The organism is Massilia soli, from assembly GCF_016809835.1.
Classification (GTDB): Bacteria; Pseudomonadota; Gammaproteobacteria; order Burkholderiales; family Burkholderiaceae_D; genus Telluria_A; species Telluria_A soli.
The window spans coordinates 809,599-828,235 of the sequence record NZ_JAFBIL020000001.1 but is presented as its reverse complement, the minus strand read 5'-3'; the positions used below and the strand labels follow the sequence as shown (position 1 = coordinate 828,235).

Here is an 18,637-nt window from a genome sequence, read left to right as displayed (position 1 = left end):
GGGGTCTGGCGAGTTGGGCGGCAATTGCAGCCCGGGGAAACCGCCGGCACGGGGCCGGCGTTATGACAGCAAGGTCAATGGTGATGCAGGTCGGCAGGGCTGTCGCACAGGAAGTCGTCGACGCCGTAAAGCGAGGTGAGGCCTTTAAGGCTGTCCGGCATATTGGTGTATGCCAGGGTGGTGCCATTCTTGCGTGCGGCGCGATGCCACGCCAGCAGCACCGCGACGGCGGACGAATCCGCTGTCTTGATACAGCCCAGATCAAACACGGTCTGGCCGTTCTTGATCGCCGCCAGGCCGCGCTCGAGCGCGGCCGTGGCGTTTTCAACAGTCAAGGTTTCAAACGATTCCAATGTCGTCTCCGCTGCCTGGTTACTTGGCGGCTTTGATTGGCTGCTTGGCGAGCTTCTTGTTACGCTCGGCCAGGGCCTTGATCAAGCCATCGATGCCCGATTTGTTGATCTCGGCAGCGAAGGTACCCTTGTAAGTTTCCACCAGCCACGCGCCCAGCACGTTGATGTCGAAAATCTTCCAGCCGGTGCCCGACTTGGCCAGCCGGTAGTTCAGCTGGATCGGCTCGCCGCGGGTGACGTTGACCTGCGAACGCACTTCGACTTCCTGGTCGGCAGGATCGGCGCGCAGCGGCTTGAACTCGACGGTTTCATTCTTGATCTGCGCCAGCGCACCCGAGTAGGTGAAGATCAGCAGCGTCTTGAACTCGGCCGCCAGCTGTTGCTGCTGGGCAGGGGTCGCCTGGCGCCAGAAGCGGCCGGCTGCCAGTGCGGTCATGCGCTGGAAATCAACGTGCGGCAAGATCTTCGTCTCGACGAGGCTCATCACGCGTTGCTGGTTGCCGGCCTGGATTTCCTTGTCGGCCTTGGCCGTTTCGATCACATCGGTGCTGATGCGCTTGATCAGCGCGTCTGGCGCCTCGGTCTGGGCGCTGGCGCCAGCGGCAGCGAACGCGAAAGTTGCTGCGGCGAAAATTTGTTGTACGAGTTTCATAGGCTCTCTTCTTAAATAGGTTAAGTGCGTACCAGTCTAGCCGTCATCTGGCGATTTGCAGACGACAGTTACAATGGTTAACTACTTCGAGGGCTTTTCGGATGACACGGGTTGCGTTGCCGGTGCTGCCGGCTCCGCGGTCGGGCCTGGATCGTCGGCGTAGGCGTCGCGGATGCTCTTGGCGTCCATCGGCGCGTCGTCGGCCTTGGCCTTGCCCATCGGCTTGCGCGAACCTTCACCGTCGAACACCTGGCTCTCGCGGCGCTGCAGGTAGCCGTCGCGGATGAACACGTAGCGGTCGAGGGCGGCGCCTTCGACCAGGTTCGATGCATCGAGGTACTGCGCGCGCTTGTCGACGATGCGCACCGCGGTACCCCAGCTGCGGGTCGAGGTCGGGTCAACGTAGGTCCACGGGTCGGCGGCCATGTCGAGCGGGGTGGCGGCGGCGTCACGCACGGTCGACGGTCCCAGCAGCGGCAAGACAAAATACGGTCCCGACGGCATGCCCCAGTAACCGAGGGTCTGGCCGAAATCTTCGTTGTGCTTCTGCAAGCCGGCTTCGGACGCGATGTCCAGCAGGCCGCCCAGGCCGAAGGTGGTGTTCAGGGTGAAGCGGGTGAAATCGCTCATGCCTGCTTCGCCCTTGCCTTGCATCAAGTTATTCGCCGCGCTCCAGACATCGCCCAGGTTGCCGAAGAAATTGTTGACGCCGGTTTGCACGAACTGCGGCAGTACCTGCTTGTAGGCGGTGGCCGCCGGCTTGAGCGCGACATTGTCGACGGTGTCGTTGAACTTGAAGACAGCGCGGTTGTACGACTCGAGCGGATCGCCGGGAGTGCTGCCTTTGGTGGCGCAGCCGGCCAGCAGCAGGGCTGCGGTGGCCAGCGCGACAGTGCGCAATGCGATGTTATTGGTCTTGTTGGTCATTCTTTGCTTTCTTCTGGGCCTTCAGCAGCCTTGCTGTAGATAAAGCGATTGATCAGGTCTTCCAGCACGGTTGCCGATTGGGTGCGCAAAATGCGATCGCCATTGGCGAGGTTATTCAGGTCGCCACCCGGTTCAATTCCGATGTACTGCTCGCCCAGCAGGCCGGCAGTGAGGATCTTCAGGGAGCTATCTTTTGGGAACTTGTAGCCCGACTCGAGCTCCAAGGTTACCAAAGCCTGGTAAGTCTTGTCGTCGAATTGGATGCCGCCCACGCGGCCGACCACGACGCCGGCGCTTTTGACCGGCGCCTGCGGCTTCAGTCCGCCGATGTTGTCGAACTTGGCGTTGACCGCATAGGTCTTTTCGAACGAAATGGTCGACATGTTGCCGGCCTTGAGCGCCAGGAACACGAGGGCAGCCAATCCCAGAATGACAAACAGGCCAACCCAGACGTCGATGGTTTTACGATGCATGATTTATTTCCTAACTCTTGTTATTCGCCGGCACAGCTTGGCCGGATTCAAAATCAGTTGTTGAACATCAGGGCGGTAAGCACGAAGTCGAGCCCCCATACCAATAGCGAAGCGATGACGACGGTGCGGGTGGTGGCGCGCGAGACGTCTTCCGGCGTCGGCTGCGCGTGGTAGCCCTGGAACAGCGCCGTGAACGTCACGGCGATGCCGAAGATAAAGCTCTTGAGCACGCCGTTCAGGATGTCGGCCCGCACATCGACGTTGGCCTGCATTTGCGACCAGAATGCGCCTTCGTCGACGCCGATTAGCTGCACGCCGACCAGGTAGCCGCCCATGACGCCAACGGCGCTGAAGATGGTCGCCAGCACCGGCATCGCAATCACGCCAGCCCAGAAACGCGGGGCCAGCACGCGCTGGATCGGGTTAATCGCCATCATTTCCATGGCGGACAATTGCTCGCCAGCCTTCATCAAGCCGATTTGCGCGGTCAGCGAGGTGCCTGCGCGGCCGGCGAACAGCAGCGCGGTCACGACCGGGCCCAGCTCGCGCACCAGCGACAGCGCCACCACCTGGCCAAGCTTTTGCTCGGCGCCGTACGGCGTCAGGGTGATGTAGCCCTGCAGGCCCAGCACCATGCCGACGAACAAGCCGGACACGATGATGATCACCAGCGAGTAATTACCGATAAAGTGGATCTGCTCGGAGATCAGCGAAGGGCGCGCGAACGCGCCTGGCGACAAGCGCAACAGGGTCAGGAACGAACGCGTGGCAAAGCCGACGTTCTCCATGCTTTCGCGCACGTAGCGGCCAATGGCCTCGAGCACGTTCAGGAAGATATTCATCACGGCGTTCATTTCACTTCTCCGAGGCCAAGGTCTTCGGCGAACGACTTGCCAGGGTAATGGAAAGGAACCGGGCCGTCCGGCGCCGCGTTGACGAACTGCTTGACGTATGGGTCTTCCGACACGCGCAGCTCCGCAGGAGTTCCCTGGGCCACGATCTTGCCGGCAGACATAAAGTAAACGTAGTCGGCGATCGCGAAGCACTCGTGGACGTCGTGCGACACGAGGATCGAGGTCGAGCCGAGCACATCGTTCAGGCGGCGGATCAGGTTGGCGGTCACGCCCATCGAGATCGGGTCGAGGCCGGCGAACGGCTCGTCGTACATGATCAGTTCCGGGTCGAGCGCGACGGCGCGGGCCACCGCGACGCGGCGTGCCATGCCGCCCGAGATTTCTGACGGCTTGAGCTTGGCGGCGTTGCGCAGGCCAACCGCGTTGAGCTTGAGCAGCACCAGGTCGCGGATCAGTTCCTGCGGCAGGTCGGTATGCTCGCGCATCGGGAAGGCCACGTTGTCGAATACGCTCAGGTCGGTGAACAGTGCGCCGAACTGGAACAGCATGCCCATCTTGCGGCGCATGCGGTACAGGCCGGCGGTATTGAGCTGGTGGACCACTTCGCCGTTGACCGACACGGTGCCGCGCTGGGGGCGCAACTGGCCGCCGATCAGGCGCAGAACCGTGGTTTTGCCGCAACCTGAACCACCCATGACAGCCACGACTTTCCCACGTGGAAAGTCCATCTGCAGGTCAGAAAGGATGGAGCGTTTACCGTAGGCGAAGTGAAGATCGCGGATTTCAACAAGATTTGGCACGGCGGCAGTTCAGATTTGGGAATCCGGTATTGTAGTGCAGAAAGGTCAAGCTCTGCTGGCGGCCCCCCATTTCTGGCCGGGGGCGCGACGTGATAATACAACACTACTGAACGAGGAGTCAGATATTTCCAAGTGTAAGTAATTGTTTTTACTGGGAAATATACTGACAGACACGCATGTATGCATATTAGGCGTCTCTATCGATCTCGAAGTGCCAATCCATTTTGAAAAGCAACGCTTGGACTTCGGCTTAGAATTTTAGTGCGGTGTCCGGAGTGGACTGTTCGACGAACGTTGCGTAACCCCAATTGTGATCTCTGCGGTATCGATAACATTCATAGCTTGTCGCTGATATCGATTACTGCGAGGAAACCGATGAAATGCTCATTGCTGTGCGCCGACTGCCGAAAATCGTTAAGAATGTTCGGATACGCCTTTGACTATGCGCTTGAGCGCTATAAGCAGGAGCACTGCATGTGCCAAAGCGCGCCCGTTGGTGCTGCCGGCAACGCAGCAGTTGGTGGCGCAGTTGGGGGACTGGCAGGTTTGCGAGCAAACCGAGAGCAGGTATTGATGGTGGAGGGCGCTCCGGTACCGGGACATCAACTTTTAGCCTAATGAACCATGCTGCGGCAAAACGGTGGGGGTACTCAGTTGCCACACGAAATCGGATCACCAAAGTTCTGCGGAAGGTGCCGTACGTCGGCGTTGCCGTGGCCGCGTACCAGGCCTATGACGCCTTTTCTTGCGAGTGATCTCGATGGCAAGCGACCTGTCGAACGAATTGCGCCAATACCTCAAGCGCTGTGGCCTGTCTGAACGCAAGATTTCGCGATGTAGTGGTAATACGCGGATGTATCATGATCTTGGCCTTTACGGCGATATCGCTGAAGCCTTCATGCAAGAATTGGTAGATCACTATCACGTTGACCTTAGCGGCTTCGAGTTCGATAAGTTCTTTCCACCTGAGTTTGCTGGAAAGAATGCATTTATTGGCGCATTGCTCTCAGTCGTACCGTTTGCTAGCTATGTAGTCAGGCAACGCGGTAAGTACTTGCCGCTGACGTTGAGAATGATGGAGGACGTTTTGCGCACCAAGCAGTGGCGCGCGGTGGAGCGCTTATGACAAGTACGCTCACTTTCCGTGTCCGGTAACGGTAATTGCGACTGGCACAGCGAGGGCTTAACCAAGGTTCTTCAAAAGGACAGGGTTTAGTAATGTGTCAGATAGCTACCAGTAAATGCCCTGTGTTGGGAATGCGATTACTGCATTTGCCCGGGGACGAGCTCCACCGGCAAATTAGTAAAAATGAGTGACGACTCGGGGCACACCTCGTTTGGGTATGACGGCTTCGGCAGGTTGGCGACAACCAGCCAACTTGTCGCCATCGCGATTAGTTCTCGGCGATTTAACTTGACATATACTTACGGAACCAAAGGAACGAGCACTGGACATGTAAAGTCTATTACCTTTCCCAGCGGCAACCGCGTGGACATCACGTATGGCAGCGACGGCCAACCGGCCAGTCTGTCGTTTGATGCACCAGACAAGGCAGCCCCAATCGCCCTGATCAAAACGATTGCCTACCGCCCATTTGGGGATGTTGAAAGCTGGACTTGGGGTAACAGCACATCCTCAAAACCCAATCTGTACGCGAGAAAGTTTGACGCAGAGGGAAAGATCACCGGTTTCCCGCTGGGTTTCCCAGGCAAGAATGGTGTGGCGCGCACGCTGGGTTATGACGCCGTCGACCGGATTGCCACGGCGCGTCACGCTGGAACGGCGACGGCGGCAAGCCTGGACCAAAAGTATTTCTATGACGACCTCGATCGGCTTACCGGGTTTGACTCGGCAAGCGTCAATCAAAGTTTCAGCTACGACGCAAACGGGAATCGAACGAGCGCAAAGTTCGGCAGTAACACGTACAAATATACGATCAGTACGACCAGCAACCGACTGAACAGTACGACCGGGCCTGCACCGGCGAAGGTTAACGCACACGACGCTGCAGGGAACCTTATCTCCGACGGCAATATCAAATATTCGTACGGTGCCAATGGTCGCCTAGCGAGCGCCCTCGCAGGCGGCATTACAACGACATATCACTACAACGGCCTCGGGCAGCGGGTGGCCAAGTCTGTGCAAGGACGCCCGATCGCACATTACGTGTACGACGACCAAGGCCACTTACTAGGTGAATATGACGGTGCAGGCCTACCTGTGCAAGAAACCGTCTATTTTGGCGACTTGCCGATAGCAGTGATCAAACCGGGGGTAGGGGCGCTGCCGCCGTCGGTCCACTACGTGTTCGCAGATCACCTTCAAACTCCGCGTGTGATTACCCGTGCGACTGACAACACTATCGCATGGCGCTGGGACCAAGCCGATCCGTTCGGCCTACAGCAGCCAAACGAAAATCCTAGCGGAGCTGGAGAATTCACTTATAACCCGCGCTTCCCAGGGCAGGTGTACGACAAGGAAACGAACAACCACTATAACTACTATCGGGATTATGATCCGCAGACGGGACGGTATATCCAATCGGATCCGATTGGACAGAACGGGGGAATAAATACATATGCCTACGTTCGGGGGAACCCCATCAGCCGCACTGACGTACTTGGCCTCGCAGATATAAACCTGTTCTCGCCATATCAACCCCGCTTCCATGGTCCTGCAGAGGCTTGGAACCCGAAAGGCGTGTTCTCAGTTGCAGGTCATGGAAACTTCCGTAACATGTCGGATAGACAAGGTCGCATTGTATGGCCTCATGATCTCGCAAAAATGATCCGTGCGCATCCCAACTTCCACGGGCAACGAATCGTTCTTGGATCCTGCTCAACTACTAGGCCCACTGGCGTCCCAGGCGAGCCGAATTTTGCACAACGACTCGCCAACTATCTCGGGGTGCCCGTTACTGGGCCCACCGACCTCACCTATCCTCCAAGAGGAGATCTCGAACAAATTCCGAGCGGCGGAAATGGAGGACTTTGGATAACAATATATCCACAAGCAACGTACAAGGGGCCCAGATTTTGAAAAATTTCGGTAAATCACCGTTCGAGCTTTTAGCAATAATCACAGCTGTGGGCGTTATTTTTGGTGCCGGATTTTCTGCGTTGAACTCGTCGCAAAGTACAAACGAATCGCGACCCCAAGTCAGAGAGTTGGACACTAATGAGCTATCAATACTTAGCGCGAAAGGGCTAAAGGGTAATTGTATTTCGGCCTATCAGGTTGGCCTGCATCATTTGTATTTTTCTCTGGACGATCACCTAGCGGTTACTTTTTTCCGAATAGCCGCAAAGTGCAAGAATCCAGATGCGTATGCCAGTTTAATTACGCTGCTCGCAGGTCGCCAAGAGTTTGATGAAGAAGTCGATCAAGCCTTGACGACACTTGCCAAAATTGACCCTGAACTAGCAAAACGAGCCGAAACCGAAATCGGGCTTCGCCGTGACGAACGGTTAAGAAGCCGGTAAGCGGAAAAGTGAAATCGAAGCGTCATGTATCATGAACAAAATTGTGTGGCTGTGCAAGATCACGGACCAGTACAAAATTGGAAGAACCTCGTCAATTCCCCGGAAAAAAGGCTTGTTTCCCGTTCTTTTCTCATCTTGACGAGTCATAGAATGCATCAGCGTTACTTGCCGCGCGCGAGTTCTGAGCCCGCGTTGAGAAAACCTCTATGCCAGATAGCGGTGGTCGCTGAACTGCGAGGGAAATCCGACCCAAAATCATCACCGAAGCTGTGCTAGCGCCGATTTACGATGCCAGCGAGATACGCAGACAGAAACCGTTCAGAATTGCGCAAAGGGAGCGCACGTGCATAGTTGAAGGAAGCACACCGGCTGATCGCGGTGTTCCATATTTCGGCGGACACTTCACGAATCACATCGATCGTGCAAGCGATGCAATTACTCATTTGTCGCATTCAAAGTTGCCTGCGCACTGCAAGCGGGAAGTGTTGTGCTATCACGGTGCTCGCAAAATCGGAGGATGCGCGCTTACGCGCATCCTCCGTTATGACACTTATCGCGGCAGTACTGACGATCCCATCAGGAATTCATCGACCGCACGCGCAGCCTGGCGCCCTTCGCGGATCGCCCACACCACCAGCGACTGCCCGCGGCGCATATCGCCCGCTGCGAATACGTTAGGCGCCGAGGTCTTGTAGCAGCCATCGCCATCGGTCGTGGCGCGCGCGTTGCCGCGGCCATCCTTCTCGACGCCGAAGGCATCGAGCACCGAGCCCACCGGCGCGACAAAGCCCATCGCCAGCAGCACCAGGTCGGCCTTCATCTCGAATTCCGAGTCCGGCACTTCGACCATCTTGCCGTCTTTCCATTCGACACGGCAGGCGATCAGCTTCTCGACCTTGCCGCCCTTGCCTTCGAAGCGCTTGGTCGCCACCGCGAAATCGCGCTCGCAGCCTTCTTCGTGCGAGGACGAGGTGCGCAGCTTGGTCGGCCAGTATGGCCACACCAGCGGCTTATTTTCCTGTTCCGGCGGCATCGGCATCAGTTCGAACTGGGTTACCGACAAAGCGCCATGGCGGTTCGAGGTGCCAACACAGTCCGAGCCGGTATCGCCGCCGCCGATCACCACCACATGCTTGCCGGTGGCCTTGATCTGGTCCTTCACCTTGTCGCCGGCGTTGACCTTGTTTTGCAGCGGCAGGAAGTCCATCGCGAAATGCACGCCCTTGAGCTCGCGGCCCGGCACCGGCAGGTCGCGCGGCTGCTCGGCGCCGCCGGCCAGAATCACGGCGTCGAAATCATTTTCCAGGTCTTCCGGGAAGATCGTTTCCTTGGCCCAGTTATTGACGCTGGCAGGGAAGTCCTTGCCGATCAGTACGCTGGTGCGGAACGTGACGCCTTCGGCCTGCATCTGCTCGACGCGGCGGTCGATGTGGGACTTTTCCATCTTGAAGTCGGGAATGCCATAGCGCAGCAGGCCACCGATGCGGTCGCTCTTCTCAAAGACGGTCACCTTGTGGCCGGCACGCGCCAGTTGCTGAGCCGCCGCCAGGCCGGCCGGGCCCGAGCCGACCACCGCGACCGTCTTGCCGGTCAGCGCTTCCGGCGGTTGCGGTACTACCCAGCCGTGCTCCCAGCCGGTGTCGATGATCTTGTGCTCGACCGACTTGATGCCGACCGGGTCGTCGTTAATGCCGAGGGTACAGGCGGATTCGCACGGCGCCGGGCAGACGCGGCCAGTGAACTCGGGGAAGTTGTTGGTCGAGTGAAGGTTGTCGAGCGCGGCGCGGTAGTGGCCGTGGTAGACCAGGTCGTTCCAGTCGGGAATCAGGTTGTTGACCGGGCAGCCGCTGTGGCAAAACGGAATGCCGCAATCCATGCAGCGCGCCGTTTGTACCTTGGCTTGCCCGTCACTGAGGTGAACTACGAATTCCTTGTAGTTCTTGACCCGAATGGCAGGTTCGATATGCGCTTCTTCCTGGCGCTCAAATTCCATGAAACCGGTGATTTTACCCACGATAATCCTTCACAAATATTCTTCTTGGCGGTACCCAAATCCCGTCGTCGTTCCCGCGTAGGCGGGAATGACGGCGTCAGGCAGGGATTTGCTCGGCAGCTTCTTCCATGCTGCTGTTGTGCATTTCTTCCAGCGCGCGCTTGTACTCGGTCGGGAAGACCTTGACGAACTTGCCGCGGCAGCTGGCCCAGTCGTCGAGCAGGTTGCGCGCGCGCGTGCTGCCGGTGTGCTTGAAGTGGCGCTCGATCAAGCGGCGCAGAATCGCTTCGTCGCATTCGCGCTCGCCGTTGCGGGTCTGGCTGTGCCAACCGGATTTGTCCGACTGTTCCTTGGAACTCAGTACACGCTCCAGGTTGACCATCGCCATGTTGCACTTCTTCTCGAAGTCGCCTTGCGGGTCGTAGACAAATGCCACGCCGCCCGACATGCCGGCCGCGAAGTTGCGCCCGGTATCGCCGAGGACGACGACGGTGCCGCCGGTCATGTATTCACAGCCGTGGTCGCCGCAGCCTTCCACCACCGCGGTGGCGCCGGAGTTGCGCACTGCAAAGCGTTCGCCCGCCACGCCGTTGAAGAACGCCTCGCCGGATATCGCGCCGTACAGCACGGTGTTGCCGACGATGATGTTGTCCACCGCCCAGCCGCGGAACTCGGTGTTAGGACGCACGATGATGCGGCCGCCCGACAAGCCCTTGCCGACGTAGTCGTTGCCTTCGCCGACCAGGTCGATCGTGATGCCCGCCGCGAGGAAGGCCGCGGCCGACTGGCCCGCCGTGCCCTGCAGCTGGATGTGGATGGTGTCATCCGGCAGTCCGGCGTGGCCGTAGCGCTTGGCCACTTCGCCCGACAGCATGGTGCCGACCGTGCGGTTGACGTTGCGTACCGGCGAGATGAACGACACCCGCTCGCCTTTTTCCAGCGCCGCTTTGGCCTGCGTGATCAGCTTGTTGTCGAGCGCCTTGACCAGGCCGTGGTCCTGGAACTCGTTGTGGTACAGCGCCAGCGCCACGTCGGTTTTCGGCTGGTAGAAGATGTTGCTGAAATCGAGGCCGCGGGCTTTCCAGTGGGTGACGGCTTTCGACTTGTCGAGCAGGTCGGAGCGGCCGATCAGCTCCTGGAAGGTGCGGATGCCCAGCTGCGCCATCAGCTGGCGCGCTTCTTCGGCAACAAAGAAGAAGTAGTTCACCACGTGCTCGGGTTTGCCGGAGAACTTGGCGCGCAGCACCGGGTCTTGCGTGGCGACGCCGACCGGGCAAGTGTTCAGGTGGCATTTGCGCATCATGATGCAGCCTTCGACGACCAGCGGCGCCGTCGCGAAACCGATCTCGTCGGCGCCGAGCATGGCGGCAATCACCACGTCGCGGCCGGTCTTCATCTGGCCGTCGGCCTGCACGCGGATCCGGCTGCGCAAGCCATTGAGCACCAAGGTCTGCTGGGTTTCAGCCAGGCCAAGCTCCCACGGGGTGCCGGCGTGCTTGACCGACGACAGCGGCGAGGCGCCGGTGCCGCCGTCATGGCCGGCCACCACCACGTGGTCGGCCTTGGCCTTGGTGACGCCTGCGGCAACCGTGCCGATGCCCACTTCCGACACCAGCTTGACCGAGATCGAGGCTGCCGGATTGGCGTTCTTCAAGTCGTGGATCAGCTGGGCCAGGTCTTCAATCGAATAAATGTCGTGGTGCGGCGGCGGCGAAATCAGGCCGACACCCGGCACCGAGAAACGCAGGCTGGCAATGTATTCCGAGACCTTGTGACCAGGCAGCTGGCCGCCCTCGCCGGGCTTGGCGCCCTGCGCCATCTTGATCTGGATCTGGTCGGCCGAGTTCAGGTATTCGGCGGTGACGCCAAAGCGGCCGGAGGCCACTTGCTTGATGCGCGAGCGCAGCGAGTCGCCTTCCTGCAGCGGGATGTCGACCATGACGCGATTGGCGCCGAGCACCGATGCCATCGTCTCGCCCTGCTTGATCGGGATGCCTTTCAGCTCTTGGGTGTAGCGCGCCGGGTCTTCGCCGCCTTCGCCGGTGTTCGATTTGCCGCCGATGCGGTTCATCGCGACCGCCAGCGTGGCGTGGGCCTCGGTGCTGATCGAGCCGAGCGACATGGCGCCGGTGGCGAAACGCTTGACGATGTCCTTCGCCGACTCCACTTCCTCGAGCGGAATTGCCTTGCTCGGGTCGAGCTTGAATTCGAACAGGCCGCGCAGGGTCAGGTGACGGCGGCTTTGGTCGTTGATCAGCTGCGCGTACTCTTTATAGGTCGAGAAGTTGTTGCTGCGGGTCGAGTGCTGCAGCTTGGCGATCGCATCCGGTGTCCACATGTGGTCTTCGCCGCGCACGCGGAACGCATATTCGCCGCCGGTATCGAGCGCGTCGAGCAGCAGCGGGTCGTCGCCGAACGCCAGCGCGTGCAGGCGCAGCGCTTCGTCGGCCACGTCGAACAGGCCGATGCCCTCCACATTCGACGAGGTGCCCTTGAAATACTTGTCGACCAGCGACTTGTTCAGGCCCACCACCTCGAAGATCTGCGCGCCGCAGTACGACATGTAGGTCGAAATGCCCATCTTGGACATGACCTTCATCAGGCCTTTGCCGACTGCCTTGGTGTAGTTGTAGATCGCGGTCTCGCCCGACATGTCGCCGGTCATGCCCTGCGCCAGTTCGACCAGGGTTTCCATCGCCAGGTACGGGTGCACGGCTTCGGCGCCGTAGCCTGCCAGCAGCGCGAAGTGATGGGTTTCGCGGGCCGAGCCAGTCTCGACGACCAGGCCGGTGGACGCGCGCAGGCCGCGCATCACCAGGTGCTGGTGCACGGTCGAGGTCGCGAGCAGGGCGGGAATCGCTACCTGCACTTCCGACACATTACGGTCCGACACGATCAGGATGTTATGGCCGGACTTGACCGCGTCGACGGCTTCGGCGCACAGCGACGCCAGCGATGCCTCGATGCCTTCCTTGCCCCAAGCGACCGGGTAGCAGATGTTCAGCTCATACGACTTGAACTTGCCGCCGGTGTGCTGGCTGATATTGCGCAGGCGGACCATGTCGTTGAAGCCCAGCACCGGCTGCGACACTTCGAGGCGCATTGGCGGGTTGACGTTGTTAGTGTCGAGCAGGTTCGGCTTCGGCCCGATGAACGACACCAGCGACATCACCATGCTTTCGCGGATCGGGTCGATCGGCGGGTTGGTCACCTGCGCGAACAGCTGCTTGAAATAGTTGTACAGCGGCTTGAGCTTGTTGGAGGTGACGGCCAGCGGCGAATCGTTGCCCATCGAGCCGGTCACTTCTTCGCCCAGCAGCGCCATCGGCGCCATCAGGAACTTCAGGTCTTCCTGGGTGTAGCCGAACGCTTGCTGGCGGTCCAGCACGGAGGCCATTTTCTTTTCGCCCTGCGCGGCCAGGTCCTTGCCCTGGTTGCGCTGCAGTTCGCTTTCGGCCAGCTTGATTTCGCCCAGCTTGATGCGCACGGAATTAATCCATGCCTTGTACGGCTTGGCGTTGGCGTAGGTGTCCTTGAGTTCCTTGTCGTCGATGATGCGGCCCGCTTCCAGGTCGATCAGGAACATCTTGCCCGGCTGCAGGCGCCATTTCTGGACGATGCGCGATTCCGGAATTGGCAGCACGCCCGATTCCGACGCCATCACCACCAGGTCGTCGTCGGTGACGATGTAGCGGGCAGGGCGCAGGCCGTTACGGTCCAGCGTGCCGCCGATGTGGCGGCCATCGGTGAAGGCCATCGCGGCCGGGCCGTCCCATGGCTCCATCATCGACGCATAGTACTCGTAGAACGCCTTGCGGTTGTCGTCCATCATGGTGTGGTTTTCCCATGCTTCGGGAATCATCATCATCATGGCCTGGGCGATCGGGTAGCCCGACATGATCAACAGTTCGAGCGCATTGTCGAAACAGGCGGTGTCGGACTGGCCTTCATAGATCAGCGGGAACAGCTTTTGCAGGTCTTCACCCAGCACGGCGGACTTCATCACGCCTTCGCGCGCGCGCATCCAGTTGAAGTTGCCCTTGACGGTGTTGATCTCGCCGTTGTGGGCGATCAGGCGGTACGGGTGGGCCAGCGGCCACTCCGGGAAGGTGTTGGTCGAAAAACGCTGGTGCACCAGCGCCAGCGCCGAGATGCAGCGCGGATCCTGCAGGTCCTTGTAGTACACGCCGACCTGGTCGGCCAGCAACAGGCCCTTGTAGACAATGGTGCGCGCCGACATCGACGGCACGAAAAATTCCTTACCGTGGATCAGCTTGAGGGCCTGGATCGCGTGGCCGGACGACTTGCGGATCACATACAGCTTACGCTCCAGCGCGTCGGTCACCATGATGTCCGGGCCGCGGCCGATGAAGATCTGGCGGATCACCGGCTCCTTGTCGCGCACGGTGGGCGACATCGGCATGGTTTCGTCCAGCGGCACATTGCGCCAGCCGAGCACGACCTGGCCTTCGATGCGCACGGCGCGCTCGATTTCCTGCTCGCAGGCGATGCGAGACGCGTTTTCTTTCGGCAGGAACACCATGCCGACGCCGTATTCGCCAGGCGGCGGCAATTCGACGCCCTGCTTCGCCATTTCATCGCGGAAGTACTGGTCGGGAATCTGGATCAGGATGCCCGCGCCATCGCCCATCAGCACGTCGGCGCCGACAGCGCCCCGGTGGTCGAGGTTCTTCAGGATCAACAGGCCCTGTTCAATGATCGAATGGCTCTTGTTGCCCTTGATGTGGGCGATGAAGCCGACGCCGCAGGCATCGTGTTCGTTGGACGGGTCGTATAAACCTTGGGCAATCATGAGCGTTCTCCGCAGCTTTTTGAAGTCGAGGGACAAGATTAGTGCAATGCACAAGAAACATCAATGGAAACAATTAGGGTCGGAGTCAGATTAAATTGCGCTGCGTCGCTCCAATTTTTAAATAGGGACATAGTGGGACGAGTTTGGATTAAATGAAAAGGCTTATGAATTGATGGACGAAAAAAATGCCCTTGCGGGCATTCTTGACCTGTTACAGATGATTCAGGCTAGTTGTGCTGTGGCAGGTGTATGCTGAAAGTCGTGCCGATTCCCTCGGCCGATTCCACGCCGATGCTGCCCTTGTGGGCATGAACGATTTCGCGGGCGATAAACAGCCCGATGCCGAGGCTGCCGTGTGCCGGATATTCGTCCCCATTCGTGCGCGCCAGTCGCACCAGCGGTTCAAATATCGAACCAAGCTGTTTCGGCTCAATCAGCGGACCGAGGTTATTCACCGTGATCGTGACTGTCGCGTCCACTTCGGCAAGGGTCACGTTGACATCGCCGTCGCCGGCGCCGTACTGGATCGCGTTGCCGATCACATTCGACAGCACCTGGGCGATACGGTCGTTGTCGAACACCGCCATCAGGGCGCTGGGGCTGGACAGGCGAATCACCCGTTCCGAGTGATAGGTGCGCAACTCATCGACAACGTTTGCGGCCAGCTGGGCAAGATCGCCGGGCTTCGGGCGCACTGGCAAGCCGGAGCCCAGGTGGGTACGCGTGAAGTCGATCAGATCATTGATCAGCTTGGTCATGCGCTGGCCACTGTTATAGATGCGCGAGGCAACGACGATGAACTTCGACGGTATGTCGGTTGCCTGGGTGATGAAACTGGCCCCGGTGATGACCGTGCCCAGCGGGTTGCGCAGGTCATGGCCCAGGATCGCAAGAAACATGTTTTGCGAGCGCTTGACCAGCTTGGCATAGCGCGCCACCGACTCGGCCAGGGCCTGGTCGATCGCTTCGTTGAAACGCGTCACGTCGTCCATGTCGGTGAGGATGCCCGTCTTGGCGCTTTCCGCCCACAGGCGCAGCACGCTGGAACGCAGGGCCCGGTATTCGGACACCAGCTGCTCGACCGTATAGCCCGACTGCAGGCGCGCCTCGGCATGGATTTCAGACGCGGTGTCGTGGACGGTGCGCGGCGCGTTTCCCTTGGATTTCTCCGCCTGCTGATGATCGCTCTGTGGCGTCTGCAAGTCCGCAGCGATAACCTGCAGCATCTGGCGCGCATGGTCGCGCAGTTCGACGTCGTCCATCGTCAGCGCCGGCGGCTCGATGGTTCGCGCAAATTCTTCCCATGCCTGGAGAATCACTTCCATGTTGGCAAGTATGAAATCAGACAGCCGTACTTCAGTATTTTGTTGCATATATCCCTAGTTAATCCACCAGCGATCGCTTATGGATCAACCCAGCTTACCACCATAGCTGGTTCAGACTTGCGGATGAACATAATAGAAGGATGGAAAGCAACAATCGGATCAGGTGTCCGGCCTCGCCTTGAACGGCCGGCCGCGCTTTGCAGGCAGTACCTGGCGCTTGGCTTTCAGCTGCAGCTGGGTCTTGAATGCATCCGACCCGAGCGGCCATCCCTTCAGCACCGCCTGGTTGATGTTGTCGAGCTCAGCGGCCGACAGCGGCTGGCGCGCCAGTTCGATATATGCGGCTTCACGCTGGAACGGCGTGTTTCCCAAACCCCAGTAAAGCGCGTGATCGATGATCAGGGACTCCTGGCGAACGCCGGCATGATGGGCGTAGCTGGACCATGGATAGTCGGTCGGGTCGCCAACGGCACCGCTGCGCACCGGATTGAACTCGATGTAGCGGCTGCACATCATGAAATAGCGATCGGAATCGATCAACGAGGTTTTGAAGCGTCCACGGAACAGGCCGCCAAGACGCTGGTATTTCTGGTTAAACCACGGCACGTAGTAGCGTCCGACCCGCTGCATCATGCGCGCCAGCCCCTCCTCGGTCGATGGCGACGCCAGCAGGTGCAGGTGATTGGGCATCAGCACGTAAGCGTGGACGGCCACCTTGAATTCGCGCGCGCTTTCCTTCAGCCAGCCGAGAAAGCGCTGGTAATCCTCATCCTCGCGGAAGATCAGCTGCCGGTCATTGCCTTCCTGGATGATGTGGTGCGGATGACCGGGCAAGACAAGACGGGGAAGGCGGGCCATAAACAAAGGGAGGCAAGGTAACGATGCGCCTATTTTAACGGATCGCCGCCACTCCGTCCCCATTTAATCGCGGCAAAAACCGACTGCCGCCCGACTCTGTCCCCAGGGCCGCGTTCAGCGCGCGGTCCGCCCGATCGCAGGCGCTATCACGACGCCAGATAGAACCCCGCCGACAAGCTGTATCCCTCGCCATACGCGCTACGCAGCGGCAGATCCTGTCCCAGCCCCAGCCGCGCCTTCTTGCGCAAGCGGTACACCAGCATATCCACGCGGCGGCTGGCATCGGGATCTTCGCCGCCCATCCGAGCAACGATGACCTGGCGTGGCACCGGCCTGGTATTCATGGTCAGAAGATGCAGGAAATTGCATTCCTTTTCGGTCAGGTCGATCGACACGCCCATCACTTCCAGCTGGCGCGCGGTGACTTTCAGGGTCCACTTGCTGACCGCCGGGCTCGGCTCTTGGGAATGCGGACGCATGCGGCGATCGAGCGCCTCGATGTGCGCGGCCAGCTCCGGGAACTTGATCGGCTTGGTCAGGTAATGGTCGGCGCCGAGGCGCAGGCCCAGGATGCGGCTGTCGAACGCCACCCGGCCGGTCAGCACCAGCAGGCCGATTTCCGGATACAGCTGGCGCATCCGCGGTATGACATTGAAGCCATCTTCGTCAGGCAGGCCAAGGTCGAGTACCACGACGGCATGCGGATTGCGCGTCAGCGCGGCCCACATCTCACCTGCGGAGGTGGCAACTTCCACCTGATGGTCCAGTCCCAGCAGGAACTCCGCCATATCAGCGGCGTAGTCGCCGTTGTCTTCAACGATCAAAATTTGCGTCATGGGCGCGCCATTGTTGGTGTTCTATTGGTCAAGCTAGTATTGCTTACTTTCGAGCGCATACCCTTTGTACAGCCGGTGAATTATCACTGCTGCCCTATCCCGGTGCAACCTTTTTCCCGGCTAATTGCTGGTGCGGCAACCATATTTTGAACACCGCACCACACTCGTCATGGTTGGCCGCGGTCAGGCTGCCGCCGTGAACCTCGACCACCGAGCGCGCCATGTATAAGCCCAGCCCCGATCCAGCGCGGCTGCCGGCGTTAGTGCCGCGGTAAAACTTGTCGAAGACGCGGTCGAGCTCGCCGACCGGTACCCCGGTGCCCATGTCGCGCACCTGCAAGGCCAGGCCGCCGGCGTCAGGCACGCCGGACAGCTCGATAACGGTCGTTTCCGGAGAATATTGAATGGCATTGTCAATCAATACCTTCAGCGCCAGCCGCAAGCCATCGGGCGCGCAGCGAATCTGCGCGGGCAAGCCGGCCGCATGCACCGTCACCGCGCGGTTGGCGGCCCGGACAATGCCGGCCGCTTCGTCCAGCAGCTGCTGAGGCCGGGCATGATGTTCCCTGGATTTGTGTCCCGTCTCATCAAGGCGGTCGGGCGACAGGTAATCGTCGAGCATCTCGATCATCCGGTCGACGGCGGCGCCAATCTTGCGGTAGCGCTGGCGCGTCGCGTCGTCGGCATTGCTGCCGGTGGCCTCAAGGCGCTGGATGGCGCCGTCGATGGTCGACAGCGGCGTGCGGAACTCATGATTGAGCATGCTGGCGAAGCGCCGTTCGGCCGCGGCGGCCTCGCGCCGGGCGCTCAGATCGCGGATGGTGCCAACCACGCTATGGGCGTTGCCGCCATCGGTGACCAGCAGCATCGAGGCGACTTCGACCGGCACCATGCGGCCCTGGGTGCCGTGCGGAACATCAAACTCGCGCACGACGCGTAGGCGCGATGCATCGCCATCGGCAAAGCGCTGCAGGCGCTGGCCGAGGCCATCGCCCAGCTGGGCCAGCGGCCCGTCGCCGCCATTCAACCATTGTTCCCTGAGCTGGGTAGCCGGATAGCCGAGCAAGCCGGCAGCAGACGGGCTGATGTACTCCAACACCCCGGTGCTGCAATCGACGATCCACACGATGTCGCCATGCAGTTCGGCAATCGTGCGGAAGCAATCGGCCATCGTAAAACTGCTGGGCATGACGCACTTCCAAAGACACTGACCTGGTGAGTATAAGCGGAGTATTGCTCTCCTGCATATATTACCGAGGTCTATGCTGGG

General features: G+C 59.8%; 15 protein-coding genes and 1 pseudogene. 4 read left to right on the top strand and 12 right to left on the bottom strand.

The genetic code is table 11. The annotated features are described in order from the left end of the window. Positions 1-74: 74 nt before the first annotated feature. The 6 genes from I4X03_RS03790 to I4X03_RS03765 form a co-directional block, all read right to left on the bottom strand. Complete coding sequence (locus I4X03_RS03790) at positions 75-353, bottom strand: STAS domain-containing protein (protein WP_223465824.1); 279 nt, start codon at positions 351-353, stop codon at positions 75-77. A gap of 19 nt (positions 354-372) precedes the next feature. After that, entirely contained in the window at positions 373-1,005 is a 633-nt protein-coding gene (locus I4X03_RS03785; RefSeq protein WP_223465822.1) for an MlaC/ttg2D family ABC transporter substrate-binding protein, read from the bottom strand. 81 nt (positions 1,006-1,086) lie between these two features. After that, positions 1,087-1,932 carry an MlaA family lipoprotein gene (locus tag I4X03_RS03780; protein WP_223465821.1) on the bottom strand — a complete coding sequence of 282 codons (846 nt, stop codon included), beginning with the start codon at positions 1,930-1,932 and terminating at the stop codon, positions 1,087-1,089. Next, the gene (gene mlaD, locus I4X03_RS03775; RefSeq protein ID WP_223465820.1) at positions 1,929-2,405 is read right to left on the bottom strand and encodes an outer membrane lipid asymmetry maintenance protein MlaD; all 477 of its coding nucleotides are present in this window, start codon (positions 2,403-2,405) and stop codon (positions 1,929-1,931) included. Before mlaD ends, I4X03_RS03780 begins: the two co-directional genes overlap by 4 nt. Positions 2,406-2,458: 53 nt before the next feature. Then, complete coding sequence (gene mlaE / locus I4X03_RS03770; RefSeq protein WP_370660486.1) at positions 2,459-3,247, bottom strand: lipid asymmetry maintenance ABC transporter permease subunit MlaE; 789 nt, start codon at positions 3,245-3,247, stop codon at positions 2,459-2,461. An 8-nt stretch (positions 3,248-3,255) separates the two neighbouring features. Beyond that, entirely contained in the window at positions 3,256-4,059 is an 804-nt protein-coding gene (locus I4X03_RS03765; protein WP_223465819.1) for an ABC transporter ATP-binding protein, read from the bottom strand. 760 nt (positions 4,060-4,819) lie between these two features. On the opposite strand from I4X03_RS03765, the gene I4X03_RS03760 reads away from it, so the two are divergent. The 4 genes and pseudogenes from I4X03_RS03760 to I4X03_RS23255 all read left to right on the top strand — a co-directional run. Beyond that, complete coding sequence (locus tag I4X03_RS03760) at positions 4,820-5,185, top strand: DUF1493 family protein (RefSeq protein ID WP_223465818.1); 366 nt, start codon at positions 4,820-4,822, stop codon at positions 5,183-5,185. Positions 5,186-5,548: 363 nt separating this feature from the next. Continuing rightward, complete coding sequence (locus tag I4X03_RS03755) at positions 5,549-7,099, top strand: RHS repeat-associated core domain-containing protein (RefSeq protein WP_223465817.1); 1,551 nt, start codon at positions 5,549-5,551, stop codon at positions 7,097-7,099. Next, positions 7,096-7,542, top strand: coding sequence for a hypothetical protein (locus tag I4X03_RS03750; RefSeq protein ID WP_223465815.1), 447 nt, complete (start codon positions 7,096-7,098; stop codon positions 7,540-7,542). Before I4X03_RS03755 ends, I4X03_RS03750 begins: the two co-directional genes overlap by 4 nt. A gap of 269 nt (positions 7,543-7,811) precedes the next feature. Next, a pseudogene (locus I4X03_RS23255) lies at positions 7,812-7,988 on the top strand (hypothetical protein); the annotation flags it as partial. A gap of 104 nt (positions 7,989-8,092) precedes the next feature. Here the strand turns inward: I4X03_RS23255 and I4X03_RS03740 are convergent. From I4X03_RS03740 to I4X03_RS03715, 6 genes are all read right to left on the bottom strand, one after another. Next, positions 8,093-9,556, bottom strand: coding sequence for a glutamate synthase subunit beta (locus tag I4X03_RS03740; RefSeq protein ID WP_223465813.1), 1,464 nt, complete (start codon positions 9,554-9,556; stop codon positions 8,093-8,095). Between the two features lie 76 nt (positions 9,557-9,632). Continuing rightward, the gene (locus tag I4X03_RS03735) at positions 9,633-14,348 is read right to left on the bottom strand and encodes a glutamate synthase-related protein (protein WP_223465811.1); all 4,716 of its coding nucleotides are present in this window, start codon (positions 14,346-14,348) and stop codon (positions 9,633-9,635) included. A gap of 227 nt (positions 14,349-14,575) precedes the next feature. Continuing rightward, positions 14,576-15,721, bottom strand: coding sequence for a sensor histidine kinase (locus tag I4X03_RS03730; RefSeq protein WP_223465809.1), 1,146 nt, complete (start codon positions 15,719-15,721; stop codon positions 14,576-14,578). 111 nt (positions 15,722-15,832) lie between these two features. Next, complete coding sequence (locus tag I4X03_RS03725; RefSeq protein ID WP_223465807.1) at positions 15,833-16,531, bottom strand: transposase; 699 nt, start codon at positions 16,529-16,531, stop codon at positions 15,833-15,835. Positions 16,532-16,677: 146 nt separating this feature from the next. Next, positions 16,678-17,367 carry a response regulator transcription factor gene (locus tag I4X03_RS03720; protein WP_223465803.1) on the bottom strand — a complete coding sequence of 230 codons (690 nt, stop codon included), beginning with the start codon at positions 17,365-17,367 and terminating at the stop codon, positions 16,678-16,680. Positions 17,368-17,461: 94 nt separating this feature from the next. Further along, positions 17,462-18,556 (bottom strand): PAS domain-containing sensor histidine kinase, encoded by a 1,095-nt coding sequence (locus I4X03_RS03715; protein WP_223465802.1) that lies wholly within the window; start codon positions 18,554-18,556, stop codon positions 17,462-17,464. Positions 18,557-18,637: the final 81 nt, after the last annotated feature.

Coding starts and splice junctions, on each gene's coding strand:
- mlaE (WP_370660486.1), bottom strand. CDS start 3,247: ATGAATATCTTCCTGAACGTGCTCGAGGCCATTGGCCGCTACGTGCGC.
- I4X03_RS03730 (WP_223465809.1), bottom strand. CDS start 15,721: ATGCAACAAAATACTGAAGTACGGCTGTCTGATTTCATACTTGCCAAC.
- I4X03_RS03785 (WP_223465822.1), bottom strand. CDS start 1,005: ATGAAACTCGTACAACAAATTTTCGCCGCAGCAACTTTCGCGTTCGCT.
- I4X03_RS03780 (WP_223465821.1), bottom strand. CDS start 1,932: ATGACCAACAAGACCAATAACATCGCATTGCGCACTGTCGCGCTGGCC.
- I4X03_RS03725 (WP_223465807.1), bottom strand. CDS start 16,531: ATGGCCCGCCTTCCCCGTCTTGTCTTGCCCGGTCATCCGCACCACATC.
- mlaD (WP_223465820.1), bottom strand. CDS start 2,405: ATGCATCGTAAAACCATCGACGTCTGGGTTGGCCTGTTTGTCATTCTG.
- I4X03_RS03735 (WP_223465811.1), bottom strand. CDS start 14,348: ATGATTGCCCAAGGTTTATACGACCCGTCCAACGAACACGATGCCTGC.
- I4X03_RS03720 (WP_223465803.1), bottom strand. CDS start 17,367: ATGACGCAAATTTTGATCGTTGAAGACAACGGCGACTACGCCGCTGAT.
- I4X03_RS03715 (WP_223465802.1), bottom strand. CDS start 18,556: ATGCCCAGCAGTTTTACGATGGCCGATTGCTTCCGCACGATTGCCGAA.
- I4X03_RS03760 (WP_223465818.1), top strand. CDS start 4,820: ATGGCAAGCGACCTGTCGAACGAATTGCGCCAATACCTCAAGCGCTGT.